The organism is Streptomyces sp. PR69 (assembly GCF_026420845.1).
In the GTDB taxonomy this organism is placed as follows: domain Bacteria; phylum Actinomycetota; class Actinomycetes; order Streptomycetales; family Streptomycetaceae; genus Streptomyces.
On the sequence record NZ_JAOWCB010000002.1, the window covers coordinates 85,226 to 105,949 of the forward strand.

At 71.5% G+C, this 20,724-nt stretch carries 20 protein-coding genes and 2 pseudogenes; 7 read left to right on the forward strand and 15 right to left on the reverse strand.

Going from position 1 to position 20,724, the window contains the following annotated elements; genetic code table 11:
- Window positions 1-5: 5 nt before the first annotated feature.
- Window positions 6-1,382, forward strand: a complete 1,377-nt coding sequence (locus tag OF819_RS02100; RefSeq protein WP_267241546.1) for a cytochrome P450 — start codon at window positions 6-8, stop codon at window positions 1,380-1,382.
- An 81-nt stretch (window positions 1,383-1,463) separates the two neighbouring features.
- Here OF819_RS02100 and OF819_RS02105 read toward each other — a convergent pair whose 3' ends face one another.
- The 3 genes from OF819_RS02105 to OF819_RS02115 all read right to left on the reverse strand — a co-directional run bounded on the left by OF819_RS02105 (window position 1,464) and on the right by OF819_RS02115 (window position 3,685).
- Window positions 1,464-1,865 carry a hypothetical protein gene (locus OF819_RS02105; RefSeq protein ID WP_267241547.1) on the reverse strand — a complete coding sequence of 134 codons (402 nt, stop codon included), beginning with the start codon at window positions 1,863-1,865 and terminating at the stop codon, window positions 1,464-1,466.
- Entirely contained in the window at window positions 1,862-2,125 is a 264-nt protein-coding gene (locus tag OF819_RS02110) for a hypothetical protein (RefSeq protein WP_267241548.1), read from the reverse strand. Before OF819_RS02110 ends, OF819_RS02105 begins: the two co-directional genes overlap by 4 nt.
- Window positions 2,126-2,323: 198 nt before the next feature.
- Window positions 2,324-3,685 carry a cytochrome P450 gene (locus tag OF819_RS02115; RefSeq protein WP_267241549.1) on the reverse strand — a complete coding sequence of 454 codons (1,362 nt, stop codon included), beginning with the start codon at window positions 3,683-3,685 and terminating at the stop codon, window positions 2,324-2,326.
- A 253-nt stretch (window positions 3,686-3,938) separates the two neighbouring features.
- Between OF819_RS02115 and OF819_RS02120 the strand changes: the two genes are divergently transcribed.
- Complete coding sequence (locus OF819_RS02120; RefSeq protein ID WP_267241550.1) at window positions 3,939-4,559, forward strand: RNA polymerase sigma factor; 621 nt, start codon at window positions 3,939-3,941, stop codon at window positions 4,557-4,559.
- Entirely contained in the window at window positions 4,474-5,292 is an 819-nt protein-coding gene (locus OF819_RS02125) for a hypothetical protein (protein ID WP_267241551.1), read from the forward strand. The genes OF819_RS02120 and OF819_RS02125 overlap by 86 nt, the downstream gene beginning before the upstream one ends.
- Before the next feature lie 231 nt (window positions 5,293-5,523).
- Here the strand turns inward: OF819_RS02125 and OF819_RS02130 are convergent, their stop codons facing one another.
- The 4 genes from OF819_RS02130 to OF819_RS02145 all read right to left on the reverse strand — a co-directional run bounded on the left by OF819_RS02130 (window position 5,524) and on the right by OF819_RS02145 (window position 8,589).
- Window positions 5,524-6,246, reverse strand: a complete 723-nt coding sequence (locus OF819_RS02130) for a hypothetical protein (RefSeq protein WP_267241552.1) — start codon at window positions 6,244-6,246, stop codon at window positions 5,524-5,526.
- 17 nt (window positions 6,247-6,263) lie between these two features.
- Window positions 6,264-6,869, reverse strand: a complete 606-nt coding sequence (locus OF819_RS02135; protein WP_267241553.1) for a hypothetical protein — start codon at window positions 6,867-6,869, stop codon at window positions 6,264-6,266.
- A gap of 176 nt (window positions 6,870-7,045) precedes the next feature.
- The gene (locus tag OF819_RS02140; protein ID WP_267241554.1) at window positions 7,046-7,180 is read right to left on the reverse strand and encodes a hypothetical protein; all 135 of its coding nucleotides are present in this window, start codon (window positions 7,178-7,180) and stop codon (window positions 7,046-7,048) included.
- A 164-nt stretch (window positions 7,181-7,344) separates the two neighbouring features.
- Window positions 7,345-8,589, reverse strand: coding sequence for an RNA-guided endonuclease InsQ/TnpB family protein (locus tag OF819_RS02145; protein ID WP_267241555.1), 1,245 nt, complete (start codon window positions 8,587-8,589; stop codon window positions 7,345-7,347).
- Between the two features lie 29 nt (window positions 8,590-8,618).
- Here OF819_RS02145 and tnpA point away from each other — a divergent pair.
- Window positions 8,619-9,033: pseudogene (gene tnpA / locus OF819_RS02150) on the forward strand (IS200/IS605 family transposase).
- Window positions 9,034-9,207: 174 nt separating this feature from the next.
- Complete coding sequence (locus tag OF819_RS02155) at window positions 9,208-10,149, forward strand: DUF4232 domain-containing protein (RefSeq protein WP_267241556.1); 942 nt, start codon at window positions 9,208-9,210, stop codon at window positions 10,147-10,149.
- A gap of 76 nt (window positions 10,150-10,225) precedes the next feature.
- Here OF819_RS02155 and OF819_RS02160 read toward each other — a convergent pair whose 3' ends face one another.
- Window positions 10,226-11,509, reverse strand: coding sequence for an adenylosuccinate synthase (locus OF819_RS02160; protein ID WP_267241557.1), 1,284 nt, complete (start codon window positions 11,507-11,509; stop codon window positions 10,226-10,228).
- Window positions 11,510-11,652: 143 nt separating this feature from the next.
- Here OF819_RS02160 and OF819_RS02165 point away from each other — a divergent pair, with 143 nt between their 5' ends.
- Both OF819_RS02165 and OF819_RS02175 read left to right on the forward strand, forming a co-directional pair.
- Window positions 11,653-12,558: a diacylglycerol kinase gene (locus OF819_RS02165; protein WP_267241558.1), complete on the forward strand. Its 906-nt coding sequence runs from the start codon at window positions 11,653-11,655 to the stop codon at window positions 12,556-12,558.
- 310 nt (window positions 12,559-12,868) lie between these two features.
- Window positions 12,869-13,450: pseudogene (locus OF819_RS02175) on the forward strand (ABC transporter permease); the annotation flags it as partial.
- An 81-nt stretch (window positions 13,451-13,531) separates the two neighbouring features.
- On the opposite strand, the gene OF819_RS02180 reads toward OF819_RS02175, so the two are convergent.
- The 7 genes from OF819_RS02180 to OF819_RS02210 form a co-directional block, all read right to left on the reverse strand.
- Window positions 13,532-14,560, reverse strand: coding sequence for a hypothetical protein (locus OF819_RS02180; RefSeq protein ID WP_267241559.1), 1,029 nt, complete (start codon window positions 14,558-14,560; stop codon window positions 13,532-13,534).
- Window positions 14,548-14,934, reverse strand: a complete 387-nt coding sequence (locus OF819_RS02185; protein ID WP_267241560.1) for a peptidase inhibitor family I36 protein — start codon at window positions 14,932-14,934, stop codon at window positions 14,548-14,550. The genes OF819_RS02180 and OF819_RS02185 overlap by 13 nt, the downstream gene beginning before the upstream one ends.
- Window positions 14,935-15,360: 426 nt before the next feature.
- The gene (locus tag OF819_RS02190) at window positions 15,361-16,584 is read right to left on the reverse strand and encodes a cytochrome P450 (RefSeq protein ID WP_267241561.1); all 1,224 of its coding nucleotides are present in this window, start codon (window positions 16,582-16,584) and stop codon (window positions 15,361-15,363) included.
- A gap of 200 nt (window positions 16,585-16,784) precedes the next feature.
- Window positions 16,785-17,444, reverse strand: coding sequence for a response regulator (locus OF819_RS02195; protein WP_267241562.1), 660 nt, complete (start codon window positions 17,442-17,444; stop codon window positions 16,785-16,787).
- Window positions 17,441-18,772: a sensor histidine kinase gene (locus OF819_RS02200; protein WP_267241563.1), complete on the reverse strand. Its 1,332-nt coding sequence runs from the start codon at window positions 18,770-18,772 to the stop codon at window positions 17,441-17,443. The genes OF819_RS02195 and OF819_RS02200 overlap by 4 nt, the downstream gene beginning before the upstream one ends.
- Before the next feature lie 91 nt (window positions 18,773-18,863).
- Entirely contained in the window at window positions 18,864-19,706 is an 843-nt protein-coding gene (locus OF819_RS02205) for an SDR family NAD(P)-dependent oxidoreductase (protein ID WP_267241564.1), read from the reverse strand.
- 121 nt (window positions 19,707-19,827) lie between these two features.
- A complete protein-coding gene (locus tag OF819_RS02210; RefSeq protein WP_267241565.1) occupies window positions 19,828-20,718 on the reverse strand; it encodes an alpha/beta hydrolase in 891 nt (296 codons plus the stop codon).
- Between the last annotated feature and the right edge of the window lie 6 nt (window positions 20,719-20,724).

The following is a 20,724-nucleotide window of genomic DNA, read 5'->3' on the forward strand; positions in this document are numbered from 1 at the left end:
GCCCCATGACGATCACAGGTACGACAGGCAGGCAGGTACCAGGCCCCTCGGGGCTGCCCTTGCTGGGCTCGATGTTCGACCTCAAGAAGGACTCGCTCGGGACCTTCCTCAGCGCCTACCGCGAGCACGGGGACGTCGTCCGCATCACGGCGGGCCCCCCGGGGCTGCGGTTCGAGCTGTACGCGGTGTTCTCGGCGGAGGGAGCACAGCGTGTCCTGGCCACGGATTCGGCCAACTTCCGCAAGGACAACACCTTTTATCAGGAGGTGCGGGAGTCCTTCGGGAACGGGCTGCTGACCGCCCAGGACGCCGACTACATGCGGCAGCGCCGCCTTGTGCAGCCGCTGTTCACCCGGCGGCGGGTGGACGGGTACGCCGAGGCGATAACCGCAGAGACGGCCGTCATCACGGCAGGCTGGCATGGCGCGCCCGGCGGCAAGGTGGACGTCGTCGACGAGATGACGCGGCTCACTCTCCGCGCCGTCACCCGCATCCTCTTCGGCGGCGCGGACGTCGACGAGGCGGTGGACGTGGTGGAGCGCTGCTTCCCCGTCATCGGGGACTACACCCTCACCCGCGGCTATTCGCCCGCGAATGTGCCGCGTTCCTGGCCGACGCCGTTCAACCGCAAGGCCGCGGCGGCGACGGACGAGCTGTACGGGGTGTGCGACGCGATCATCGCCAGGCGTCGTGCGATGGGCGACGAGGCCAAGGGCAATGACCTGCTCACTCTCCTCTCCCAGGCGGAGAGCGCGGAGGACGGCTCACTCGGCGCGTCCGAGATCCGCGACCAGGTGCTGATCTTCCTGCTGGCCGGTCATGAGACGACGGCGACCTCACTCGCCTTCTCCCTCCACCTCCTGGCCCGGCACCGCGATGTCCAGGCACGGGCGCGGCAGGAGGCGGCGGATGTGCTCAAGGGCCGCATCCCGACGGCCGCGGACCTGGACTCGCTGCCGTACATCACACAGGTGCTGAAGGAGGCGATGCGGCTCTATCCGGCGGGCCCGGTCATCGGCCGGCGGTCGGTGGAGGCGATGGAGATCGACGGGCATACGATCCCCGCCGGGGCTGATGTGATCATCTCGCCGTGGGTGACGCACCGGCACACCCGCTACTGGGACGACCCGGAGCGCTTTGACCCCGACCGCTTCACCCCGGAACGGGAGAAGGAACGTCCCCGGTACGCCTGGTTCCCCTTCGGCGGCGGGCCGCGCGCCTGCATCGGCCAGCACTTCTCGATGCTGGAGTCGGTGCTGGCGCTGGCGATGATCCTCCAGGAGTTCGAGCTGGACGCGGTCGATCTGTCCGTCCCGGTCGACACGGGCATCACCCTGCGCGCCACGGGCCCGGCCCGCGTCGTGCTCCGCCCCACGGCCTGACCTCCGGCGCGCGCGTCGGCGCGGGCCCCGGCGGCCGTCCGGGGCCCGCGCGCGGTCCGTGTCAGTTCTGCTCAGGCCGTGTCAGTTCTGCTCGGGCAGCCGGATGGTCCGTACGAGCGGCATCTCCGCGTACAGGTCCGGGAGAGTCGTCACCACGGGCCGTCCGTCCGGCCAGTCGACGGTCGGGCGGGACAGATGGACGGCGTGGCCGATCCGCCACTCCACGCCGTCACGGATCAGCGCCCCGACCGCATGCGCACCCGCGAAGTCCAGCTCGACGATCTCCGCGGCCGGAAGAGCGCCGATGTGGTCGGCCAGTCCCTTGCGTGCGCCGTCTGCCGCCGCAAGGCACATGGCGGGCACGAAGACGTGCCGAGTGGGCCCGCGGTGCGTGTTCGCGATGAACTGCGAGGCAAGCGAGTTGCCCGCGCCGAGCGCGAGCAGGGCGGTGTCGTCGTACACGACGGCGGTGGAGCGGCTCACAGGCTGTCCACAGGCCGGGCGGCCTCCAGCTCCTGCCAGACCTTCTCGGCCCTGTCGTGGTCTTCGTCCGTGAACGTGACGCCGAAGTGCGTCTCGCAGTACGCCTTCGTCGCCTCGTACCGCTTCTTGAGCTCCTCCTTGGTCGGCGTGGCTCCGGCCAGCTCTGCGATGAGGTCGCGCATGGTCATTCCGCGCTCGCGGGCGAGCACCAGGAGCCGGTCGCGGACAGCGGGGTCAACCTTGACGGTGGTGTCAGCCATCAGGACAGTATACCGACGGTATACCGCTGTGGGTTCAGCAACGGGCGGCTCAAGCAGCAAAGTCATTCTTCACTTCCTCGTTGGCATATGCGCCCGTATGGCGCACATGCCAATGGACTATGCCAGCGCAGCCGCTCCGCCATCCGGCCTATCGAGGGTGGTTCACCCGCTCGGGTGAGGCTCAGGGGCCCGCGGGCCTCAGCCGTCGGCCGCCTTGCCGCGCGGCTCGCAGGTCATGGTCAGGCGGCCGGGGCCGAGCGTGCCCCGGGCCCGGACGTGCAGGGTGGCTCCGGGGTCGGGGCACAGCCTCCAGCGCCCGCAGACGGAGGCCAGGGCCATGGTCATCTCGATCAGGGCGAACTGGTCGCCGATGCACTTGCGGTTACCGCCGCCGAAGGGGACATGCGTGCCCCGGGGAAGGCTGTCAGCGGGCCGGTCGAGCCAGCGGTCGGGGTCGAACCGCTCGGGGTCGGGGAACAGCTCGGGCCGGTGCTGGAGCAGATAGGCGCTGTAGAGGAGGGCGGTGCCCGCGGGGAGCTGGCACCCGGCGAGGGTGGTTTCGGCGGTGGTGACGCGGGTGAAGAACCAGCCCGGCGGATACAGCCGCAGCACCTCGCTGATGACGCGCTGGGCGAAGGTCAGGCCGCCGAGGTCGCCGGGCGTGGCGGTGCGGCCTGCCAGGGTCCGGTCGGCCTCGGCGTGCAGGCGTTCCTCGACCTCCGGGTGCTGGCTGATCAGCCAGAAGGCGAACGACAGCGTGTTGGCGGTGGTCTCGAACCCGGCGCCGATCATGACCATGAGCTGGTCGCGGATGTCCTCGTCCGACATCGGCTCGCCGGTGTCGTCGTCGTGCGCCGCCAGCAGCATGGCGACCAGATCGTCTCCGTCGCCGGGCCGGGCCCGGCGCTCGGCGATGATGCCGTCGATGGCGCGGTGCAGCCGGTCGCAGGCGCGGCGGTAGCGGCGGTTGCCGGGGGTGGGCAGCCGGTAGAGCGGGCCGAGGGGCAGCATCACCCGCTGGTAGATGCCGTCGATGACGGTGTGCAGGCTGTGCTGCACATCGGCCACGGCCTCGTCTTCCGCCTCGGCGGCCAGCACGCTGCGGGTGACGATGCGCAGGGTCAGGGTGGTCAGCGCGGCGGAGACGTCCAGGCGCTGGCCGGGCCGCCAGCGGTCGGTCATACGGTCGATCTCCTCGCCCATGACCACGGCGTACCGCTCGATCCGGTCGGGCTGGAAGGCGGGCTGCATCTGGCGGCGCTGCCAGCGGTGCTCCCGCCAGCCGGCCATGGGCAGACTGCTGCCGAAGAGCACACGGGCCTTGTCGAAGAACGGGCCGCCCTTGTCGAAGGTGCGGGAGTCGGCCAGCATCTGGTGGACCGCGTCCGGATGGCACACGACGTACGCCGGGTGCGGCCCCATGCCGATGCGCACGAGGTCGCCGTGGGCCGTGAGCGAGTTGAGGAACTCCAGCGGGCGGGAGTGGAGCTGCCAGGCGTGGCCGAGCAGCGGCCAGCCGCCGGGGGCCGTTCCTTTGCGGGGGATGGGGGTCGTGGTCACGGCGGGACACCTCCGGTCGACGTGCCGGGTTCCGGGCGCTGTTGGCCCTTCGGACACCTTTCCTGTCCGTGTCGCGGGGAACCCGGCGTACGGCAGCCCGCGAGGGGCGCGCCACCGCGCGGCAGCCGCCCTCCGGCGCGCCCCGCCGGGATCCGCGGAACTCGGCGCGACCTCATGAAGGTGGGACTGTAATCCGACGCCTCCGCCGGACACAGACAGGGTGCAGGGCATTCGGACAGGGGAGGGCAGGCCGGTGGACGACTGGGCCGGGTTTGAAGCGGTGTACCGGGACACCAGCGTGTCCGTGCTCCGGTATCTGCGGCGCAGACTGCCGCGCGATCAGGCGGAGGACGCTCTGTCCGAGGTGTATCTGACGGCGTGGAGACGCCGGGCGGAGGTCCGGGGCGAGCCTCTGCCCTGGCTGTACGGGATCGCGAGGATGAGCGTGGCCAACTCGATGCGGGCCACGGGCCGTTCGGTGCGGCTGCGTGAGCTGATGCTCGCGTCAGCGGATGAGCGCCCCGCCGCCGCGGCGGAGCACAGCGCGCTGGACCGCATGGCGGCAGCCGAGGCGCTCGACCGGCTGCCGGAGCGCGCACGGGAGGCGCTGCTGCTGGTCGCCTGGGAGGGGCTGGACGTCCCGCAGGCGGCCCAGGTGATGGGCTGCAGCCGCGCGGCCTTCACCGTGCGGCTGCACCGCGCGCGGAAGCTGCTGGACCGGGCCTTGGCCGAATCGGCGGCGGACGAAGTCAGAGAAGAAGAAAGCGACGACGACGAAGGAGCGGCGGATGGGACGGGACGCGCAAAAGGTGCGGGAGCTGCTGTCGGCTCACGATCCGGCGGTCGGCGTCAGCAGAGTCGAGCGCGAGCTTGAGGGGCTGCTGCGCGAGCAGGCGGCAAGGTCCCCGGTGACCGCTATGACGGGCGCCGTACGGCGGAGGCGGACTCCACTGCTGTGGGCAGGCACGGCGCTGGCGGCGGGCGCTGTCGCCACCGCCGTGGTGGTCCTGGCCGATGGCGAGGGCGGCGGCACGGGCGACGGCAGCGAGGTGACGGTGGGGTCGGAGGCGGACGACGCTCTGCCGTCGGTGACCAGCACGGACTGGGTCACCCACGCCGACCAGGTCGCCGTCGTCCGCCCCACCGGAGAGAAGGAAATCCCGGCCAGCGCGGAGGAAAAGGAGGCCGGCGAGGGGTATATCGGACGCTCCGCGACCCTGAGCCTGGAACGGGTGCTGTGGTCCCGTGCGGGTGCGCCCGCCGCGCCGGAGTCGGTCACGCTGGATGTGGCGGGCTGGACGTTCAAGGGCGAGGAACGCCACAAGTTCGCCCTGCGGGATGCGCCCCGCATAGAGATAGGGCACACCTACATCGTGGCCCTGGCCCGGGAGGACGACGGCTCATGGTCCACACTCGGCAGCAGCGGGATGCTGCCGTATGACGGCGGAACCATCGGGACCGGGGAATCCGAAGGCACGATCCACAGCGCACCGAGCGGGGACCATGTGGAGGGCAGCGTCGAGGAGCAGATGACCGGCAAGACCGAGAGGGAGCTGACAGAGCTGCTGCGGAAGGCGCGTCCCGCTCCCGCCGCGACCACGGGCTGAGCGGGCACGGTGACGTCCGGCACGGTTCGCCAACGCCCCGAAGGGGCGCGGGGCTGGATCGATGTGCGGCTCCGCCACGTGGGCGCGACCAGCCACAGCGCCCCGTGCACACTCGACGGCCCATCGCCGCGCTTCCCGCGGAGCACGTGGCGTCGCGGCCGGCGAAAGGGCCCGGCTCCCGCTTCAGAGGAGCGGGAGCCGGGCCACTGGAAGGGACGTGTCACCGGTGGGTCAGCGCGCCCCTGGCTCCGGCTTGGCACTGTTCAGCAGGGAGACCAGGGTGTCCGCCGAGCGTCCCTGTGCCAGTTCTTCCAGGCTCTTGTCGGACTCCGCGCCCGCCCGCGCCGCGACGGACAGCGGCCGGCTGCCCTTGTCCGTGTTGGGGACGGTGTGAACGGCCCCCTCGGACTCGCCGTTGCCGACGGTCCCGCCGTCGTACGGCAGCACGCCGCCGCTGCCCAGGAGCGCCCATGAGCCGTCGTCCTCCCGGGCCAGGGCCACGATGTACGTGTGGCCCTGCTCCAGCCTCGGTGCGTCGTGCACGGCGAACTTGTGGCGTTCGTCGCCCTTGAAGGTCCATCCGGCCACATCCAGTGTGACCGACTCGGGTGCGGCGGGCGCGCCCGCCCGGGACCACAGCACCCGTTCCAGGCTCAGGGTCGCGGACCGTCCGATATACCCCTCGCCGGCCTCCTTTTCCTCCGCGCTGGCCGGGATTTCCTTCTCTCCGGTGGGGCGGACGACGGCGACCTGGTCGGCGTGGGTGACCCAGTCCGTGCTGGTCACCGACGGCAGAGCGTCGTCGGCGTGAGCGACGACCACCTCGTCGGCACCTGATCCGGCCGACGCGCGGGCCTGTTCACCGCCCGGGAGTCCGATCCATACGCCCGCCAGCGAACCCGCTGCCGCCGTGGCGGCCAGGGCGCCGAGCATTTTGCCGCGTGTGAGCTGCATCTGTGACACCCCTCGGATCAGTAGGTCTTGTTGATCATGGACTTGTTGTGCTTGCCCAGGGACGACGAAGACGACGGCGTCACCATGCAGCCCAGCCGGGAGTCGTTCTGCTTCAGCTTGGGCGAGGCGTTCTGGCCATGCGTCAGCCCGACCGCGTGGCCGGTCTCATGGCAGGCGGTGCTGGCCGGCGGGTCTGCCTTGGCGAACCGCACATAGTGCTGGTCGCACTTGTTGTTGCCCACCGAGTCATTGCACCAGGCGAACCCGCGGTAGCCGGACGGAACGGAGCCCTTCTGGTAGATGATGTCCGTTTCCTTGCTGCCGCTGTAGCTGGCCTTCTTGTGGTAGGTCACCGTCAGATCGGTGGGCTTGTACTGCTTGTTGAGCGCGTTCTTCACCTTCTTCTTGCCCGCGCTCGACAGGCTCCCCTGGAGATAGACGGTCAGCGTCTTGTTGTCGGTCTTGCAGAAGCCGTCACCGAGGTTCCCGTCCTTGCAGGACCACGATGTGTTCTTCGTCGGATACATGTTGTCGGTGATGGTCGCCGAGAAGGCGGCCGTGCCGATCCCCGTGAAGGCGACAGCAGCGACGGCCAGGACGGCCCCGCGCTTCCTTCTGTTCATCGAATCCCCCTTGCACAGTCGGAACAACTGCCTGCCACCTCAAGGTCGTTGGCGGCGACGGCAGGCGTGATCGCTGTCTGGCGAGGACGCTACCGCACATCACCCCGATAACGAACGGACTTTCGATGCGTGTTGTCTCACTGACACCGACGGCCACTGCCGTCGCACACGGAGCGTCACTTCACACGGCTGTACCGGGTGATCTTGTCGACCTGGAACTTCGGGACGGTCATCTCGCCGCCCATGGCCGTGGAGTAGGTCTCAGCGCCGAGGACCCGGACGCGCGCTTCGAACACGTCGTCCTCCACCACCGCGTCCAGGGTGTCCGCCGTGCCGGTGAGGATGGTGTTCGTGTCGTAGGCGGAGATATGGCCGTAGGCCGGCCAGCGTTTGCCGGCACCCGTGTTGGCGCGCAGGCTGGTCCTGCCAGTCGCCGAGCCGAACTGCGTGACATAGCCTTGACGTGCTCCCTGGCCTAAAGTCCAGGGATTCCGGCCTGGGTCGTCTGCCCCTTCCGGGGGCTTCCTGCTTCACCGCGCTGTGCGGGCACGGGTGCCCGTCTTACCGGCGCTCCACAGGCGTTTAGCGTCTCCGCCCGTCCGGCGGCGACGGTACGGCGTCCTTCGAAGAGGACGTTGCGGGCTGCGTTGTGGTCGCGGTCGTGCACGGTGCCGCAGGCCCTGCACGTCCACTCTCGGACGTGCAGGGGCTTGGGGCCGTCCCGGAATCCGCAGGCCGAGCAGACCTGAGAGGACGGGAAAGCACGGTCCACCTTGGCGAAGATACGGCCGTGCAGAGCCGCCTTGTACTCCAGCATGCCGACGAACGCGGACCATCCCGCGTCGTGCACGGACTTGGCGAGCCGGGTGCGTCCGAGACCGGACACCGCGAGGTCTTCCACGTACACCGCTTGGTTGTCGCGAATGATCTGTGTGGAAGCCTTGTGGTGCCAGTCCCGGCGCCGGCCCGCCACCTTGGCGTGCTGGCGTGCGACCTTGATGCGGGCCTTGGCCCGGTTCTTCGATCCCTTGGCCTTGCGGGACAGCTCCCGCTGAAGGCGCTTGAGCTTCTTCTCGGCCCGGCGCAAAAAGCGCGGGCTGTCGATCTTCCGGCCGTCGGACAGGACAGCGAAGGCGGACAGGCCGAGGTCAATGCCGGCCTCGGTCTCCGCCTCGGGGAGGACGTCCGGCTCGGTGTCCACGACAAAGCTGAGGAAGTACCGGCCGGAGCTGTCCTTGGTGACGGTCAGGGACGTGGGTGCGGCCGGAAGCCGGCGGGACCACTTGACCTTGAGGTTGCCGACCTTGACCACGTACACCGTGCCGTCGCTGTGGAGGCAGAAGGCGTTGGCGTTGAGGCGGATCGACTGCCGGGTGTCCTTCTTCGACTTGTACCGGGGCGGCCCGACCTTCCGGCCCTGCCGCTTGCCCTTGAGGCCGTCGAAGAAGTTCTTGTAGGCGGTGTCCAGGTCCCGCAGGGACTGTTGCAGGACAACCGCCGACACATCCGCGAGCCAGCCACGTTCCTCGGTGCGCTTGGCCTGGGTGATGCGCAGCCGGGACAGCTCGGCCGACGTCACGTACGGCAGCCCCGCCGCGTGCGCTTCCTTCCGGTCGCGCAGGCAGTCGTTCCACACCACGCGGGCGCACCCGAACGCACGCGCCAGCGCACGGCGCTGGGTGGCGTCCGGGTAGGCCCGGTAGTTGTAGCGGAGCCGCATGACCAGAGATCCTACTTACGATTGGTCTCATGTACGGGCAGAACGACTACAGACGCGGCAGAGACGTTGTTTCGGCGATGCATATGCACTTGGTCTTCGTGACGAAGTACCGGCGCGGGTGTTCAACGACGAGATGCTGACGCGCTGCGAAGAGATCATGCGCAAGGTGTGCGAGGACTTCGAAGCGGAGCTGAAGGAGTTCAACGGCGAACGCGATCACGTCCACCTGCTGGTGCACTACCCGCCGAGGGTCGCCGTCTCCAAGCTGGTCAACAGCCTCAAGGACGCCTCCGCCGCCGGATACGGCAGGATTTCACCGGCCGGGTCAACCGCGCACTCATGCACGGACACCTGTGGTCGCCCTCCTACCTCTCCGCATCGTGCGGCGGGGCGCCCTTGGCGATCGTCCGCCAGTACATCGAGCAGCAGAAACATCCGCTCTAACAATGCACTTCAAAGCACTCTTGAGATGCATTCATCCCCGGCGTGAACGCCGCGACTTTCTGCAAGGAACCCGGTAAACAGGGCGGGGTCTTATGACGGCCCGTTACACACCTGTGACAGACGGCGTGGTCCCGGTCATGGCCCGGACAGCCGTGATCCTGGTGGGGTGGTCCGATGCGTACCGCCATGCCCCGCGTCCTCCCAGCCGTTCCCGCCGTTGTCGCCGTTCTCGCCGGCGTCGTGCTTCTGACGGCGTGCGGATCGCAGACATCCGGTGCGCCCGGCGGCGGCGCGCCGGATGACGCCGCCGGGCAGCCCCGCATGTCCCCTCCCCAGGGGCTCCCCGGCGACCCGGACGGCCTGGAGAAGGACGGGGTGCGGATCACCGGCCTGAGCGAACCGCCCCGGTCCGGCGACCCGGCCCCGGCGACCGTCACGTTCGAGGTCGCCAACGGCGAGGCCGAGTCATTCACGTACACCGTCACCTTCTCGCTCGTCTCGGAGTCCGGCGCGGTGCTGATCAACACCGATCACACGGTGCCCGCCGTGGGCGCCGGCCGGACCGTGACGGGAACCGTCGCACTGGACGCCGAGCACCGTCCGGACGCGATCGACGGCGTGCAGGCGCGGATCGCGGAGGTCAGACGGGTCCCCACGGACGAGGCGCCGGCCGAGACCGGCCCCTGTCCCTCCTCCGGCGTGCGGCTCACCGCGGACGACGGGGACGCGGCCATGGGGCTCCGCGTCGTCGGGCTGCACCTGGAGAACTGCGGAACCGGCGACTTCCGCCTGGACGGCTACCCGCTTCTGGAGGTCCTGGACGAGGCCCGCACCCCGGTCTCCGGCGTCAGAGTCCTGCGGGGCAGCGGCGGCATCTCCACCGTGACCGGCTTCGACGACCCTCCGCAGCCGGTGACCCTCAAGCCGGGCGAAACCGCGTCCGCCGCCCTGATGTGGCGCAACACCACGGAAGCCGGCGCCCCCGTGAACGCGCCGTACATCCGGGCACGGCCCAAGCCCGGCGCCGGGCCGGTCATGCTGACGCCGGAACTCGACCTCGGCACCACGGGAAAGCTCGGGGTCAGCCCGTGGAAGAAAGACGACGGCACGCGCTGAACACGATCGGCCCGAGCCGGGCCGTTCGCCGTGTGGTGCGCGGGGCGGGCGCGCCGCGCACCACACGGCGGGGGTGTCACAGGAACGAGTTGATCTCGATCGTCTCGGTGCGGCCCGGGCCCACGCCGATCGCGGAGATCGGGGCGCCCGACATCTCCTCCAGGGCCTTGACGTACGCCTGCGCGTTCTTCGGCAGGTCGGAGAAGGTCTTGGCCTTGGTGATGTCCTCGGACCAGCCGGGGAGGTACTCGTACACCGGCTTGGCGTGGTGGAAGTCGGTCTGCGAGTACGGCAGCTCCTCGACGCGCTTGCCGTCGATCTCGTACGCGACGCAGACCGGGATCTGCTCCCAGCCGGTCAGCACGTCCAGCTTGGTGAGGAAGAAGTCGGTCAGGCCGTTGACGCGGGTCGCGTAACGGGCGATGACCGCGTCGAACCAGCCGCAGCGGCGGTCACGGCCCGTGGTCACACCGCGCTCGCCGCCGATGGTGCGCAGCGCCTCGCCGTCCTTGTCGAAGAGCTCCGTGGGGAACGGGCCCGCGCCGACGCGGGTGGTGTAGGCCTTGAGGATGCCGATGACCCGGCTGATCTTCGTCGGGCCGACGCCGGCGCCGGTGCAGGCACCGCCGGAGGTCGGGTTGGAGGAGGTGACGAAGGGGTACGTGCCGTGGTCGACGTCCAGGAGGGTGCCCTGGCCGCCCTCGAAGAGGACGACCTTGCCCTCGTCGATGGCGTTGTTGAGGATCAGGGTGGTGTCGGCGACGTACGGCCTGATCTGGTCGGCGTAGCCGAGCATCTCCTCGACGATCTTGTCGGCCTCGATCGCGCGGCGGTTGAAGACCTTGGCGAGGAGCTGGTTCTTCTGCTCCAGCGCGGCCTCGACCTTCTGGGTCAGGATCGACTCGTCGTAGAGATCCTGGACGCGGATGCCCACGCGGTTGATCTTGTCGGCGTAGGTGGGGCCGATGCCGCGGCCGGTGGTGCCGATCTTGCGCTTGCCGAGGAACCGTTCCGTCACCTTGTCGAGGGTGACGTTGTACGGGGTGATCAGATGCGCGTTACCGCTGATCAGCAGCTTGGAGGTGTCGACGCCGCGGTCGTTCAGCCCGCTCAGCTCGGAGAGCAGGACGGCCGGGTCGACGACGACGCCGTTGCCGATGACCGGGGTACATCCCGGTGAGAGGATTCCGGAGGGGAGGAGATGCAGCGCATACTTCTGGTCGCCGACGACGACCGTGTGGCCGGCGTTGTTGCCGCCCTGGTAACGCACCACGTAATCGACGGACCCACCGAGGAGGTCGGTGGCCTTTCCCTTGCCCTCGTCACCCCACTGAGCACCGAGCAGCACAAGTGCGGGCACAGGCGTACACCCCTTCCGGGCGGGGCAAGACCAAGGTCAGGGGGCCTGTGGCCGTGACCCGGTGTGCCCCGGAATAGACGAAGCCCCTGGCGCAATAGCGCAAGGGGCTCTTGCACAAAGATGCTACCCGAGGAAGGACCGAGGTGTCGGCTCACGACCAGCTCCTGGTGGTCATCGACCCGGTCGCCCGCCGTATCGACGGCGAGTCCGTACGGATCGCGAAGGATGTGCTGTGCGCCGGCGCGGCGGCGAAGATCTGCCTGCCGGAGGGGCCCGAGGAGTTTTCCCGGGCCCTGGCGCGGAAAGGTTCACGCAGGCCAGTGGTGGTGGGGGACGACCGGGCGCTGCTGCGCACGGTGGCGCTGCTGCACCGGGGGCGCGAGCTGGCGGACCAGACGCTGGCCGTGGTGCCCGTCGGCGCGCCCGGGGCCTCGTTGGAGCTTGTGCGGTCGCTCGGAGTGCCGACCGGCGCGGTGGCGGCGGCGCGCGCCGCGCTGGACGGGGTCACGCACCGGCTCGATCTGCTCGTCGACGACAGCGACGGCGTGGTCCTGGGCGATCTGAGCATCCCCGCAGCGCCTGCGTGTGCGGCCGACGGCGCCGCCGGATCCGTCGGGGCGGCCACCCCGGCCGCGGCGAGGGCCGCGGCCGCCGCCGGAGGGGGCCCCTCCGTCTGGGATGCCTGCCGGTCGCTGGTGCGCACCCTGGTCCGTCCGGCCCCGGCCCCGGCCGAAGGCGGCACCAGGCGTGCCGCCCCGCGGCTGCGGGTGGAGGCGGACGGGGTGGTGCTGAGCGATCTCCACGACCCGGTGGAGGACATACGGGTCCGGGCCGGCGAGGGACACGCCGAGGTGACCGTGTGCCGTGGCGCGGAGGGCGAGCCGGTGCGGGTGCGGGCGCGGGCGGTGACGGTCTCGGGGACGGCCTTCCGCTACCGCGCGGATACGCAGATCACCGGGCCGGTGCGGCGGCGCACGTGGACGCTGCGGGCGGAGGGGTGGGCGCTGGTGTTGCCGCGGCAGCGGGCGGAGGCGGGGGCGGAGACGTAGGGCGCCTGCGGCGCGCCTTTTAAATTCCAGCACGGCCGAAGGCCGTACAGGGGGTCCGGGGGCGGAGCCCCTGGACGTCTACCCGGGTTTGAAGAGGCGCTCGCGGTGTTCGCGCCAGCGGTCGCGGAGGGCCGCCATCTCGCGCTCCATGAACTGGAGGAACTCCCAGCGTCTCGGCCACCCGGCGGCCCGCGGCGGACTCCGGCCCCAGCGTGGTGACGCCCTCGCGCATGGTCTCCTCCCAGCGCTTGAGGATCTGGTCGCGGTTGGTCATGGCCTCGTACCACTGGTTGCTGTGCACCCGGTAGCGGTCGCGGAGTCCCTCGCCTCGATCGTGATGATCGTGATCTCTGTTGTGGCGGCGGTGTTTGTGGTGATGGCGGCGCTGCGGCCGCGTTCCGAGGAGACCGCGGGGCGCGCCGAGCCGCTGCTGGCGACCGGGCTGTCCCGGGCCCGCCGGGCGGGCAGCCATCTCGCCGTGGCGACCGCCGGCGGCACGGCGCTGCTGCTCGCGGCCGGGATCGGCTTCGGCGCGTCGGGGCCGCCTCGACCGGCGACGGCGCGCTCTTCGGCAAGCTGACCGTCGCGGCCCTGGCGTACGCCCCGGCGCTGTGGGTCACCGCCGGGGTCGCGCTCGCGCTCTTCGGGTGGTTCCCGAAGGCGGCCGCGGCGGCGTGGATCGTGCCCGGTGTACGCGTTCGCCGTGGGCTATCTGGGGCAGTTGCTCCAGTTCCCGGACTGGATGAACAACCTCTCGCCGTTCGGGCACATCCCGCGGCCTCCGGCCGCGGAGTTCGACTGGACGCCGCCGGCGCTGCTGACGCTGCTGGCGGCCGGGCTGGCATGGCTGGGGCTCGCGGGGTTCCGCAGGCGGGATCTGGAGACGAAGTAGCAGAGGACACAGGCGGGGAGCCCGTGTGCCGTGGCGGGGCGGGCATGGCGTCCACGCCCGCCCCACCGGGCTCAGCCGGGCTCAGCCGGTCCCGGACGGCGACCCGGCGACGGTCCCGGCAGCCTCGTCGGCGCTGGCACCGGCACCGGCACCGGCGCTGGCGCTGGCGCTGGCGCTGGCGGCGCTGAGCGCACGGCGCTTCATGGCGCGCATCCGGTCCAGCCGCTGCGCCAGCTCCGGGTCACGGCGCAGTTCGGCCCGCTCCACCCGGCGCTGGGCGTCGGCCGCGGCCTCGTGCAGCTTCACTTCGCGTTCGCACCGCCAGTCCCGGGACGCGATCTCGATCTCCTCCTCGCCCACGTCCCGCAGCGCCGACGCCTCCTGGCCGGCCTGCTCCGCGCGGGCCGCCAGGGCGGCGCGCGGCGCCTGGAGATCCGCGTAGTCATAGCCGTGCCCGGCCATACAGGCCGACCACTCACGCACCGACTCGCGGTATCCGGCATCCTGTTCAACCGCCTCGATGACGCGGTTCACAGCGGTCTCGGCGGCCAGCAGAGCCTCGTCCCACCCCTTGCCGTACACGGCCTCGCGTCCGCGTACTTCGCAGGAGCCGGGGTCGTACCGCACGGACGGCCCGTCCGGCACGGTCACCTCGCGCATGTCGTCCCGGCTGCCGAGGAGCGCTTCCCGCCACCGCTCGCCCTGCTTCTCTCCCAGTCCGGCCACCGCCTCGGCGTTGACGTCGGCAGGCGGCTCGCCCGCCCCGGCCAGCATCCCGCCGACGACGCCGTATCCGTCGCTCTTCGCCAAGGCCCGGCTCAGCAGACCGTAGGGGCTGGCGGCGGCGGCCCGGCGCGAGTCGGCGGCGGGCTGCGGCCGGTAGGCGAACCCGCGCTCGTCCATGCACGCCGCCACGGCCCGCTGCACCGCGTCGTGCAGACGTGTCGCCTCCGCGGCCGGGAAGTGGGCGGCCCCGGACCACGGCCGCACTTCGGGGCCGTCCGGCAGGCGGTCGGCCGCCCCCTGGGAGGAGCAGCCGACCGCCAGCAGGCACAGCGCCAGCCCGGTCAGGGCGGCGGGACGCGGGGCGCCTGGGCTCAGACGCACCACTTGTTGGAGTGGACGCCGTTCTTCAGGCCGCCGTTGCCGACGGTGTTCAGGTTGTACACCCCGGCGCCGCGGTTGAGCGTCCAGTACGCGCCCGTGTAGTTGCGCTTGCCGTAGATGCGGACGTTGCAGCTCTTGCCGTTGTTCCAGATGGAGTCGGCGTTCCGGAACTTGTTGTACTGGGTCAGGTTGGTGTTGTTCCCCTCCACCTTGCCGGGGTTGCCTCCGGTGCCGTTGATGCCCAGGTAGGCGCAGAGGTAGCCCTTCGGGCAGTTGTCCCAGGCCGCGTTGGCCGGGGCGGCGGTGGCGAGCAGGGCTCCGGCGGCCAGCGCCGTGCCCCCGAGCGTGGCGACTGCCTTGCCGAGAATGCGGTTCACGAATGCTCCTCACGGTTCACGGGCCGCCGTGTCCCGCGTCGGCGGGCGGGCCCGGATTTCGGTGGACCGCCGGGCCCTGGTCATGGGCCTGGCGGGCGGCGCCGGGGAGCGGCTGGTCGGCGGGTCCCCGGCGGCGCCCCGTCATGGTTTCCGGCCCGGTCGGCGTCCCACCACCGGTTGGGACGGTCCCGGGACGCCCGGGACGGGCCGCCGCGCCCGGACCGGCGGGCTGCCGCGCCCCGATTGGGATGTCCCGGACGCCGGGCGGGCCGCCGCCGCTGACGGACCGGGACGGCGGTACGGCGGAAGCGGCGTACGGCCAAGACGGCGCACGGCGGAGACGGCGTACAGCCAAGGCGGCGTACGGGGCGGAGACGGGCGGTATGGGGGGGGCGGAGACCCGCTGGGGCTCTAGGACTCTGGGGGTCAGAGCTCGACGAGCAGCTCGCGCAGCCCCCGGATGACGAAGCCCGGCTTCCACTCCGGTTCGGCGGCGAGCTTCATCGTCGGCGCCCGGCGCAGCAGTTCGCCGAAGGACGCGGCGAGTTCGACGCGGGCGAGCGGTGCGCCGAGGCAGTAGTGGATGCCCGCGCCAAAGCTGATGTGCGGGTTGTCCGCGCGGGTCAGATCGAGGGCGTCCGGGTTCTCGAAGCGGTCCGGGTCGCGGTTGGCGGAGCCGAAGAGCAGCGCGAGCTCGCTGCCGCGCGGAATCGCCGTCCCGTCGATCTCGATGTCGTCGAGCACCCAGCGCTCGAAGAGCTGGAGCGGGGTGTCGTAGCGCATCAGCTCTTCCACAGCTGTGGACAACAGCGCCTGCGGAGGACCCTCGGGGCCTGCGGCGCGCAGGGCGGCCAGCTGCTCGGGGCGGCGGAAGAGGGTCTGCCAGCCGTTGGCGGCGGTGTTGACGGTCGCCTCGTGCCCCGCGTTCAGCAGCAGCACACAGGTGGAGATCATCTCCTGTTCGGAGAGCCGGTCCCCCTCGTCGTACGCGGCGATGAGTCCGGAGATCAGGTCCTCGCCGGGCGCGGCGCGGCGCTCGGCGATCAGCTCCCGCAGATACGCGCTGAACTCTGCGGACGCCGCGACGGCGCGGGCCGCGACCGACTCGCCGGGGTTCAGCTCGTACATCCCGCAGATGGCGGCCGACCAGGGCCGCAGCAGCCCCCGGTCCGCCTCCGGCACCCCCAGCATCTCGGCGATCACCGCGACCGGCAGCGGCTCGGCGACCTCGGCGAGCAGATCGCCGCCGCCCGCGTCGACCATCCGGCCGACCAGCTCAGCGGCCAGCGGGTGCACGGTCGGCGCGAGCGCCTCCACGGTCTTCGGGGTGAATGCCTTCGACACGAGACGGCGGATACGGGTGTGGTCGGGCGCTTCCAGATCGAGCAGCCCGTTGTCGTTGAGCGTGTGGAACGGCTCGTGCGCGGCGGGCGGCGGCGTCCGCCCGAACTCCTCGTGGGTGAACCGGTGCCGATACGTCCGCCCGAGCCGCCGGTCGCGCAGCAGCGCGGAGACGTCGGCGTGGTGCGGCACGAGCCACTGCCCGGTGGGCTCGAAGCGGTGGACCCGGCCGCGGGCGCGTAGCGCGGCGTACGCGGGGTAGGGGTCGGCGACGAAGGACGGTGACCACGGGTCGAACGTGTCTGCCATGGGCTGACGCTAGCGGAGCGGACGGGGCGGCCGGGAGCCCCCTGTCCCAGACGTGACCTCCCGCCCCCGGGTGACCCGCCAGCCGGACGTGACCTCCCCCCAGGTGACCCGCCGGCCGGGTGTGACGGGCCATCCCGGGGTGGCCGGTCACCCCGGCGCGACCCGCTGCCTGGTGTGACGGCCGCCCCCGGCGTGACCCGCTACCCCGGCGTGACCAGCCGGGCCTCGTACGCGAACACCGCCGCCTGGGTGCGGTCCCGCAGGCCCAGCTTCACCAGCACCCGGCTCACATGCGTCTTGATGGTCGACTCCGCGACGACCAGATGCTCCGCGATCTCCGCGTTCGACAGGCCCTGCGCGATCAGCACCAGCACCTCCGTCTCACGCTCCGTCAGATCGCCGATCTGCGCCATCGCCGGCGGTCTGGGCGTCTGCGACAGCTTGGAGAACTCGGTGATCAGACGGCGGGTGACCGTCGGGGCGAGCAGCGCCTCGCCCGCCGCCACCACCCGCACCCCGTCGGCGAGCTGGCGCGCCGAGGCGTCCTTGAGCAGAAAGCCCGACGCCCCGGCGCGCAGCGCCTGGTACACATACTCGTCGAGATCGAAGGTGGTCAGCACCAGCACCTTGGAGTCGGCGTGCAGCGCCGTGATCTCCCGGGTGGCCTCGATGCCGTTGAGCTCCGGCATGCGGATGTCCATCAGCACCACGTCGGGCCTCAGCTCGGCGACCCTGGCGACCGCCTCGCGGCCGTTCACCGCCTCGCCGACGACCTCGATGTCCGGCATCGCGTTCAGCAGGACCGAGAAGCCCTCACGCACCATCATCTGGTCGTCGACGACCAGCACCCGGATCGTCATGACCGCTGCCGCTCCTCACGCCCGTCCGCCGGTACGGGGATAAAGGCGGTCACCTCATAGCCGCCGTCCCGCGTCGGCTCCGCGGTCATCTCGCCGTTCAGCATGGTCACCCGCTCCCGCATGCCCGTGATGCCGTGCCCGGCGCCCGGCGACGGCTTGACCAGACCCCGCGGCGCGGTGTTGGCGATCCGCAGGCCGAGCCCCCCGAGGACATAGCTGATCTCCACCTTCGCCGTCGCCCCCGGAGCGTGGCGCAGCGTGTTGCTGAGGGCCTCCTGAATGATCCGGTACGCGGACAGCTCCACGCCCTGCGGCAGTTCGCGGACCGCGCCCGTGACCGTCTTCGCCACTTCGAGACCCGCGTCCCGGACGTTCGACAGCAGCCCGTCGACATCGTCGAGCACCGGCTGCGGCGCGTCCGGGGCCTCGTAGTCCTCCGCCCGTACGACACCGAGGACCCGGCGCAGCTCGGCGAGGGCCGCCACCGCGTTCTCCCGGATCGTGGCGAAGGCCTGCTCCAGCTCGGGCGGCGGATTCTCCACCCGGTACGGGGCGGCCTCCGCCTGGATCGCCACCACGGACATATGGTGAGCGACCACGTCGTGCAGCTCCCGGGCGATCGTGGTGCGCTCCTCCAGCAGCGTGCGCCGGTCCCGCTCGACGGCGGTGACGGTCTGCTGGGCGGCGACCTCCTGCCGCGCGTCCCTGCGCACCTGCCACACCGTGACCACAAGCAGCGCGAGCGCGGCGGTGAACAGCACCTCGGCGGTGGCCGCCCGGCCTGCGCCACGGCCCAGGAAATCCTCCACGAACAGTCCGTACACGGCCGTCAGCGCCCACATCCAGCCGGCGATGCGCGGCCGGGTCCTGGCCGCCACCACCGTCATCACCACCAGATGCGCGGCCAGTGAGCTGGGCGCCCACGGCCAGTCCCCGCCGTATTCGGAGAGCAGGCTGACGACGGGCACGCTGCCCAGGGACAGCCACCAGGCGCCCACCGGCCTGACCAGCGTCATCATGACCGCGGCCGCCGGTATGAGCCCGGTCAGGGCGACGGACAGCGAGTGCCCGTATCTGCCCTCGCCGAACGCGATCAGCAGCACGATCACCGCGAGAGCGCCCACGACGGCGTGCGGAAACCAGCGCGCCGCCGTCCGCAGCCGCTCAGGCAGCCGGCGTATCAGGGGCCCGTCTACGGGCAGGGGCGGCAGCGGGCGGTAGGCGAAGGCATCGTGGAACAGGTCCTGGCGCAGCCCGTCGAGCGCGCCCTTGACCAGGTCGTACTCGGGGCTTCTGGCGCCGCGTGTGCTGCGGGTCTTCTCGGTCACCCCACGAACGGTACGGGCACGAGGGGACGCGGGCGTCACCAGCGATGCGGATCCTGCCGCGTCCCCCTTGAGGACTACATGGCGCGCACACTCATACGCGGAACGCGGCCGCGTGCTCCCGGGCCCAGTCGGTGAAGGTGCGGGCGGGGCGTCCGGTGACCTTCTCCACGACATCGGTGACGTTCTTCCCCTCGGGCGGGGTGTCCCGGTACACCTGGATCAGAAAGTCGATCACCTCCTGCGGCTGGCCCGCGGCCGCCCAGCGCTTGCGCGCCTCCTCCTCGGACAGCTCCACCAGCCGGATCGCCCGGCCGCGGGCCGCGGCGAGGGCGTCGACCTTGTCCTGGAGGGTGAGCGACTGCGGCCCGGTGATCAGATACTCCCGGCCGGCATGGCCGTCCTCGGTGAGCGCGACCGCGGTCACCGCGCCGATGTCCGCCTCGTGGACCATCGCGCTGAGCCGCCCGGTGAACGGCTCCTCCACGGTGTCCGCCGTGCGGATCGGCTCGGCCCACTCCAGGGCGTTCGCCATGAACTCCACCGGCATGACGACGGTCCAGTCCAGGGCACTGTCCCGGACGGCGGTCTCCAGGGGGCTCGGCCCGCCGCCGTGCAGCACGGTGATCCGCCGGACGCCCGCGGCGCGCGCCAGGCCGACGATCTCCGGTCCGGTCTGCAGCGGGGCGAACATCTCGCCCCCGAAGGTGATCAGATGCAGCGCGTCGACTCCGGCGAGGGCGGGGGCGAGGCCCGCCGGATCGGTGAGATCGCCCCGTACGGCGTCGACGGCGTCGGGCAGGCGTGCGGCCGCGGCCGACGCGGGGTCGCGGGTCAGGGCGCGTACCCGGTGGCCGCGCCGCACAAGCTCGTCCGCGATGCGGCGGCCGACGGTGCCGGTGGCCCCGGTGACAAGGATGGTCTGTGTGGTGTCCATGGCGGCGAGGCTAGGGGGGATTGCGGTCAGTTCCCGTCCGCAAGCCCGCGGGTGATTCACCAGACGGGGTCACCGGGCGGGGTCACCGGGCGGGTTCACCAGGCGGGGTCACCAGACGGGCTCACCAGGCGAGTTGGGCGATCTCCTCCGCGACCACGGCGCAGGCGTCGGCCGCCGGGTCCACCAGCGGGAAGTGCCCCACGTCCTCCAGGAACGTCAGCCCCACCGTCTCCCCCGCCCGGGCCGCCGCCTCCACAAACGCCTCGACGACGGCGGGCGGCACGACGATGTCCGTACGGCCGTGCACGACGGCCGTCGCGATGCCGGTGGGCAGCAGCACGGCGGGGTCCGCGTGGACGCGCCGCTCCTTGAACTCGCCCTCCCCGCCGAGCAGCTGCACCGCCGCGCCGGAGCAGACGTCAAGCTCGACCGCGCGCTCGAAGTCCGCGATCGGGGAGAGCGCGACGACGCCGCGGAGCGGGGGCGGGCCGTCCAGCCGCCAGGGCGACTCGGCGGGCAGCACATGGCGGGCCGCCGCCCACAGCGCGAGATGCCCTCCGGCCGAGTGCCCGGTGAGGACCGTGCGGCGCGGATCGGCCTGCGGCAGTGCGTCCCGGACCAGGCCGGGCAGCGCGTCCAGCGCGGCGGCGACATCGTCGAACGTCTCCGGCCACCGGCCGGCGACCGGGCCGGGCCCCCCGCCCCCGCCCTCCGGCCGCCCCTGATGCGGGATGTCCCGCCCGCGGCGGTACTCCACACTGGCCACGGCCAGGCCCGTACGCGCCAGATAGTCCGCGAACGGGGACACATGGCGTCGGTCGTACGGGGCCCGCCAGGCCCCGCCGTGGAACACGACGACGAGCGGCGCGGACTCGCGGCCGTCCCGAGGCGCATAGAAGTCGACCACCTGATCCGGGTGCGCGCCGTATGCGCCGGACGCGTCCGGCGCGACGGCCGGATGCGAGAACAGCGACTTGGCTTCGGCGGCATCCCGGGCGACGGGGTCCGGCATTTCCAA

Excerpts from the sequence above, each read along its gene's own strand:
- OF819_RS02135 (WP_267241553.1), bottom strand. The coding sequence starts at position 6,869 with ATGAACAGAAGGAAGCGCGGGGCCGTCCTGGCCGTCGCTGCTGTCGCC.
- OF819_RS02125 (WP_267241551.1), top strand. The coding sequence starts at position 4,474 with ATGGGACGGGACGCGCAAAAGGTGCGGGAGCTGCTGTCGGCTCACGAT.
- OF819_RS02110 (WP_267241548.1), bottom strand. The coding sequence starts at position 2,125 with ATGGCTGACACCACCGTCAAGGTTGACCCCGCTGTCCGCGACCGGCTC.
- OF819_RS02210 (WP_267241565.1), bottom strand. The coding sequence starts at position 20,718 with ATGCCGGACCCCGTCGCCCGGGATGCCGCCGAAGCCAAGTCGCTGTTC.
- OF819_RS02195 (WP_267241562.1), bottom strand. The coding sequence starts at position 17,444 with ATGACGATCCGGGTGCTGGTCGTCGACGACCAGATGATGGTGCGTGAG.
- OF819_RS02155 (WP_267241556.1), top strand. The coding sequence starts at position 9,208 with ATGCGTACCGCCATGCCCCGCGTCCTCCCAGCCGTTCCCGCCGTTGTC.
- OF819_RS02130 (WP_267241552.1), bottom strand. The coding sequence starts at position 6,246 with ATGCAGCTCACACGCGGCAAAATGCTCGGCGCCCTGGCCGCCACGGCG.
- OF819_RS02145 (WP_267241555.1), bottom strand. The coding sequence starts at position 8,589 with ATGCGGCTCCGCTACAACTACCGGGCCTACCCGGACGCCACCCAGCGC.
- OF819_RS02100 (WP_267241546.1), top strand. The coding sequence starts at position 6 with ATGACGATCACAGGTACGACAGGCAGGCAGGTACCAGGCCCCTCGGGG.
- OF819_RS02190 (WP_267241561.1), bottom strand. The coding sequence starts at position 16,584 with ATGGCAGACACGTTCGACCCGTGGTCACCGTCCTTCGTCGCCGACCCC.
- OF819_RS02205 (WP_267241564.1), bottom strand. The coding sequence starts at position 19,706 with ATGGACACCACACAGACCATCCTTGTCACCGGGGCCACCGGCACCGTC.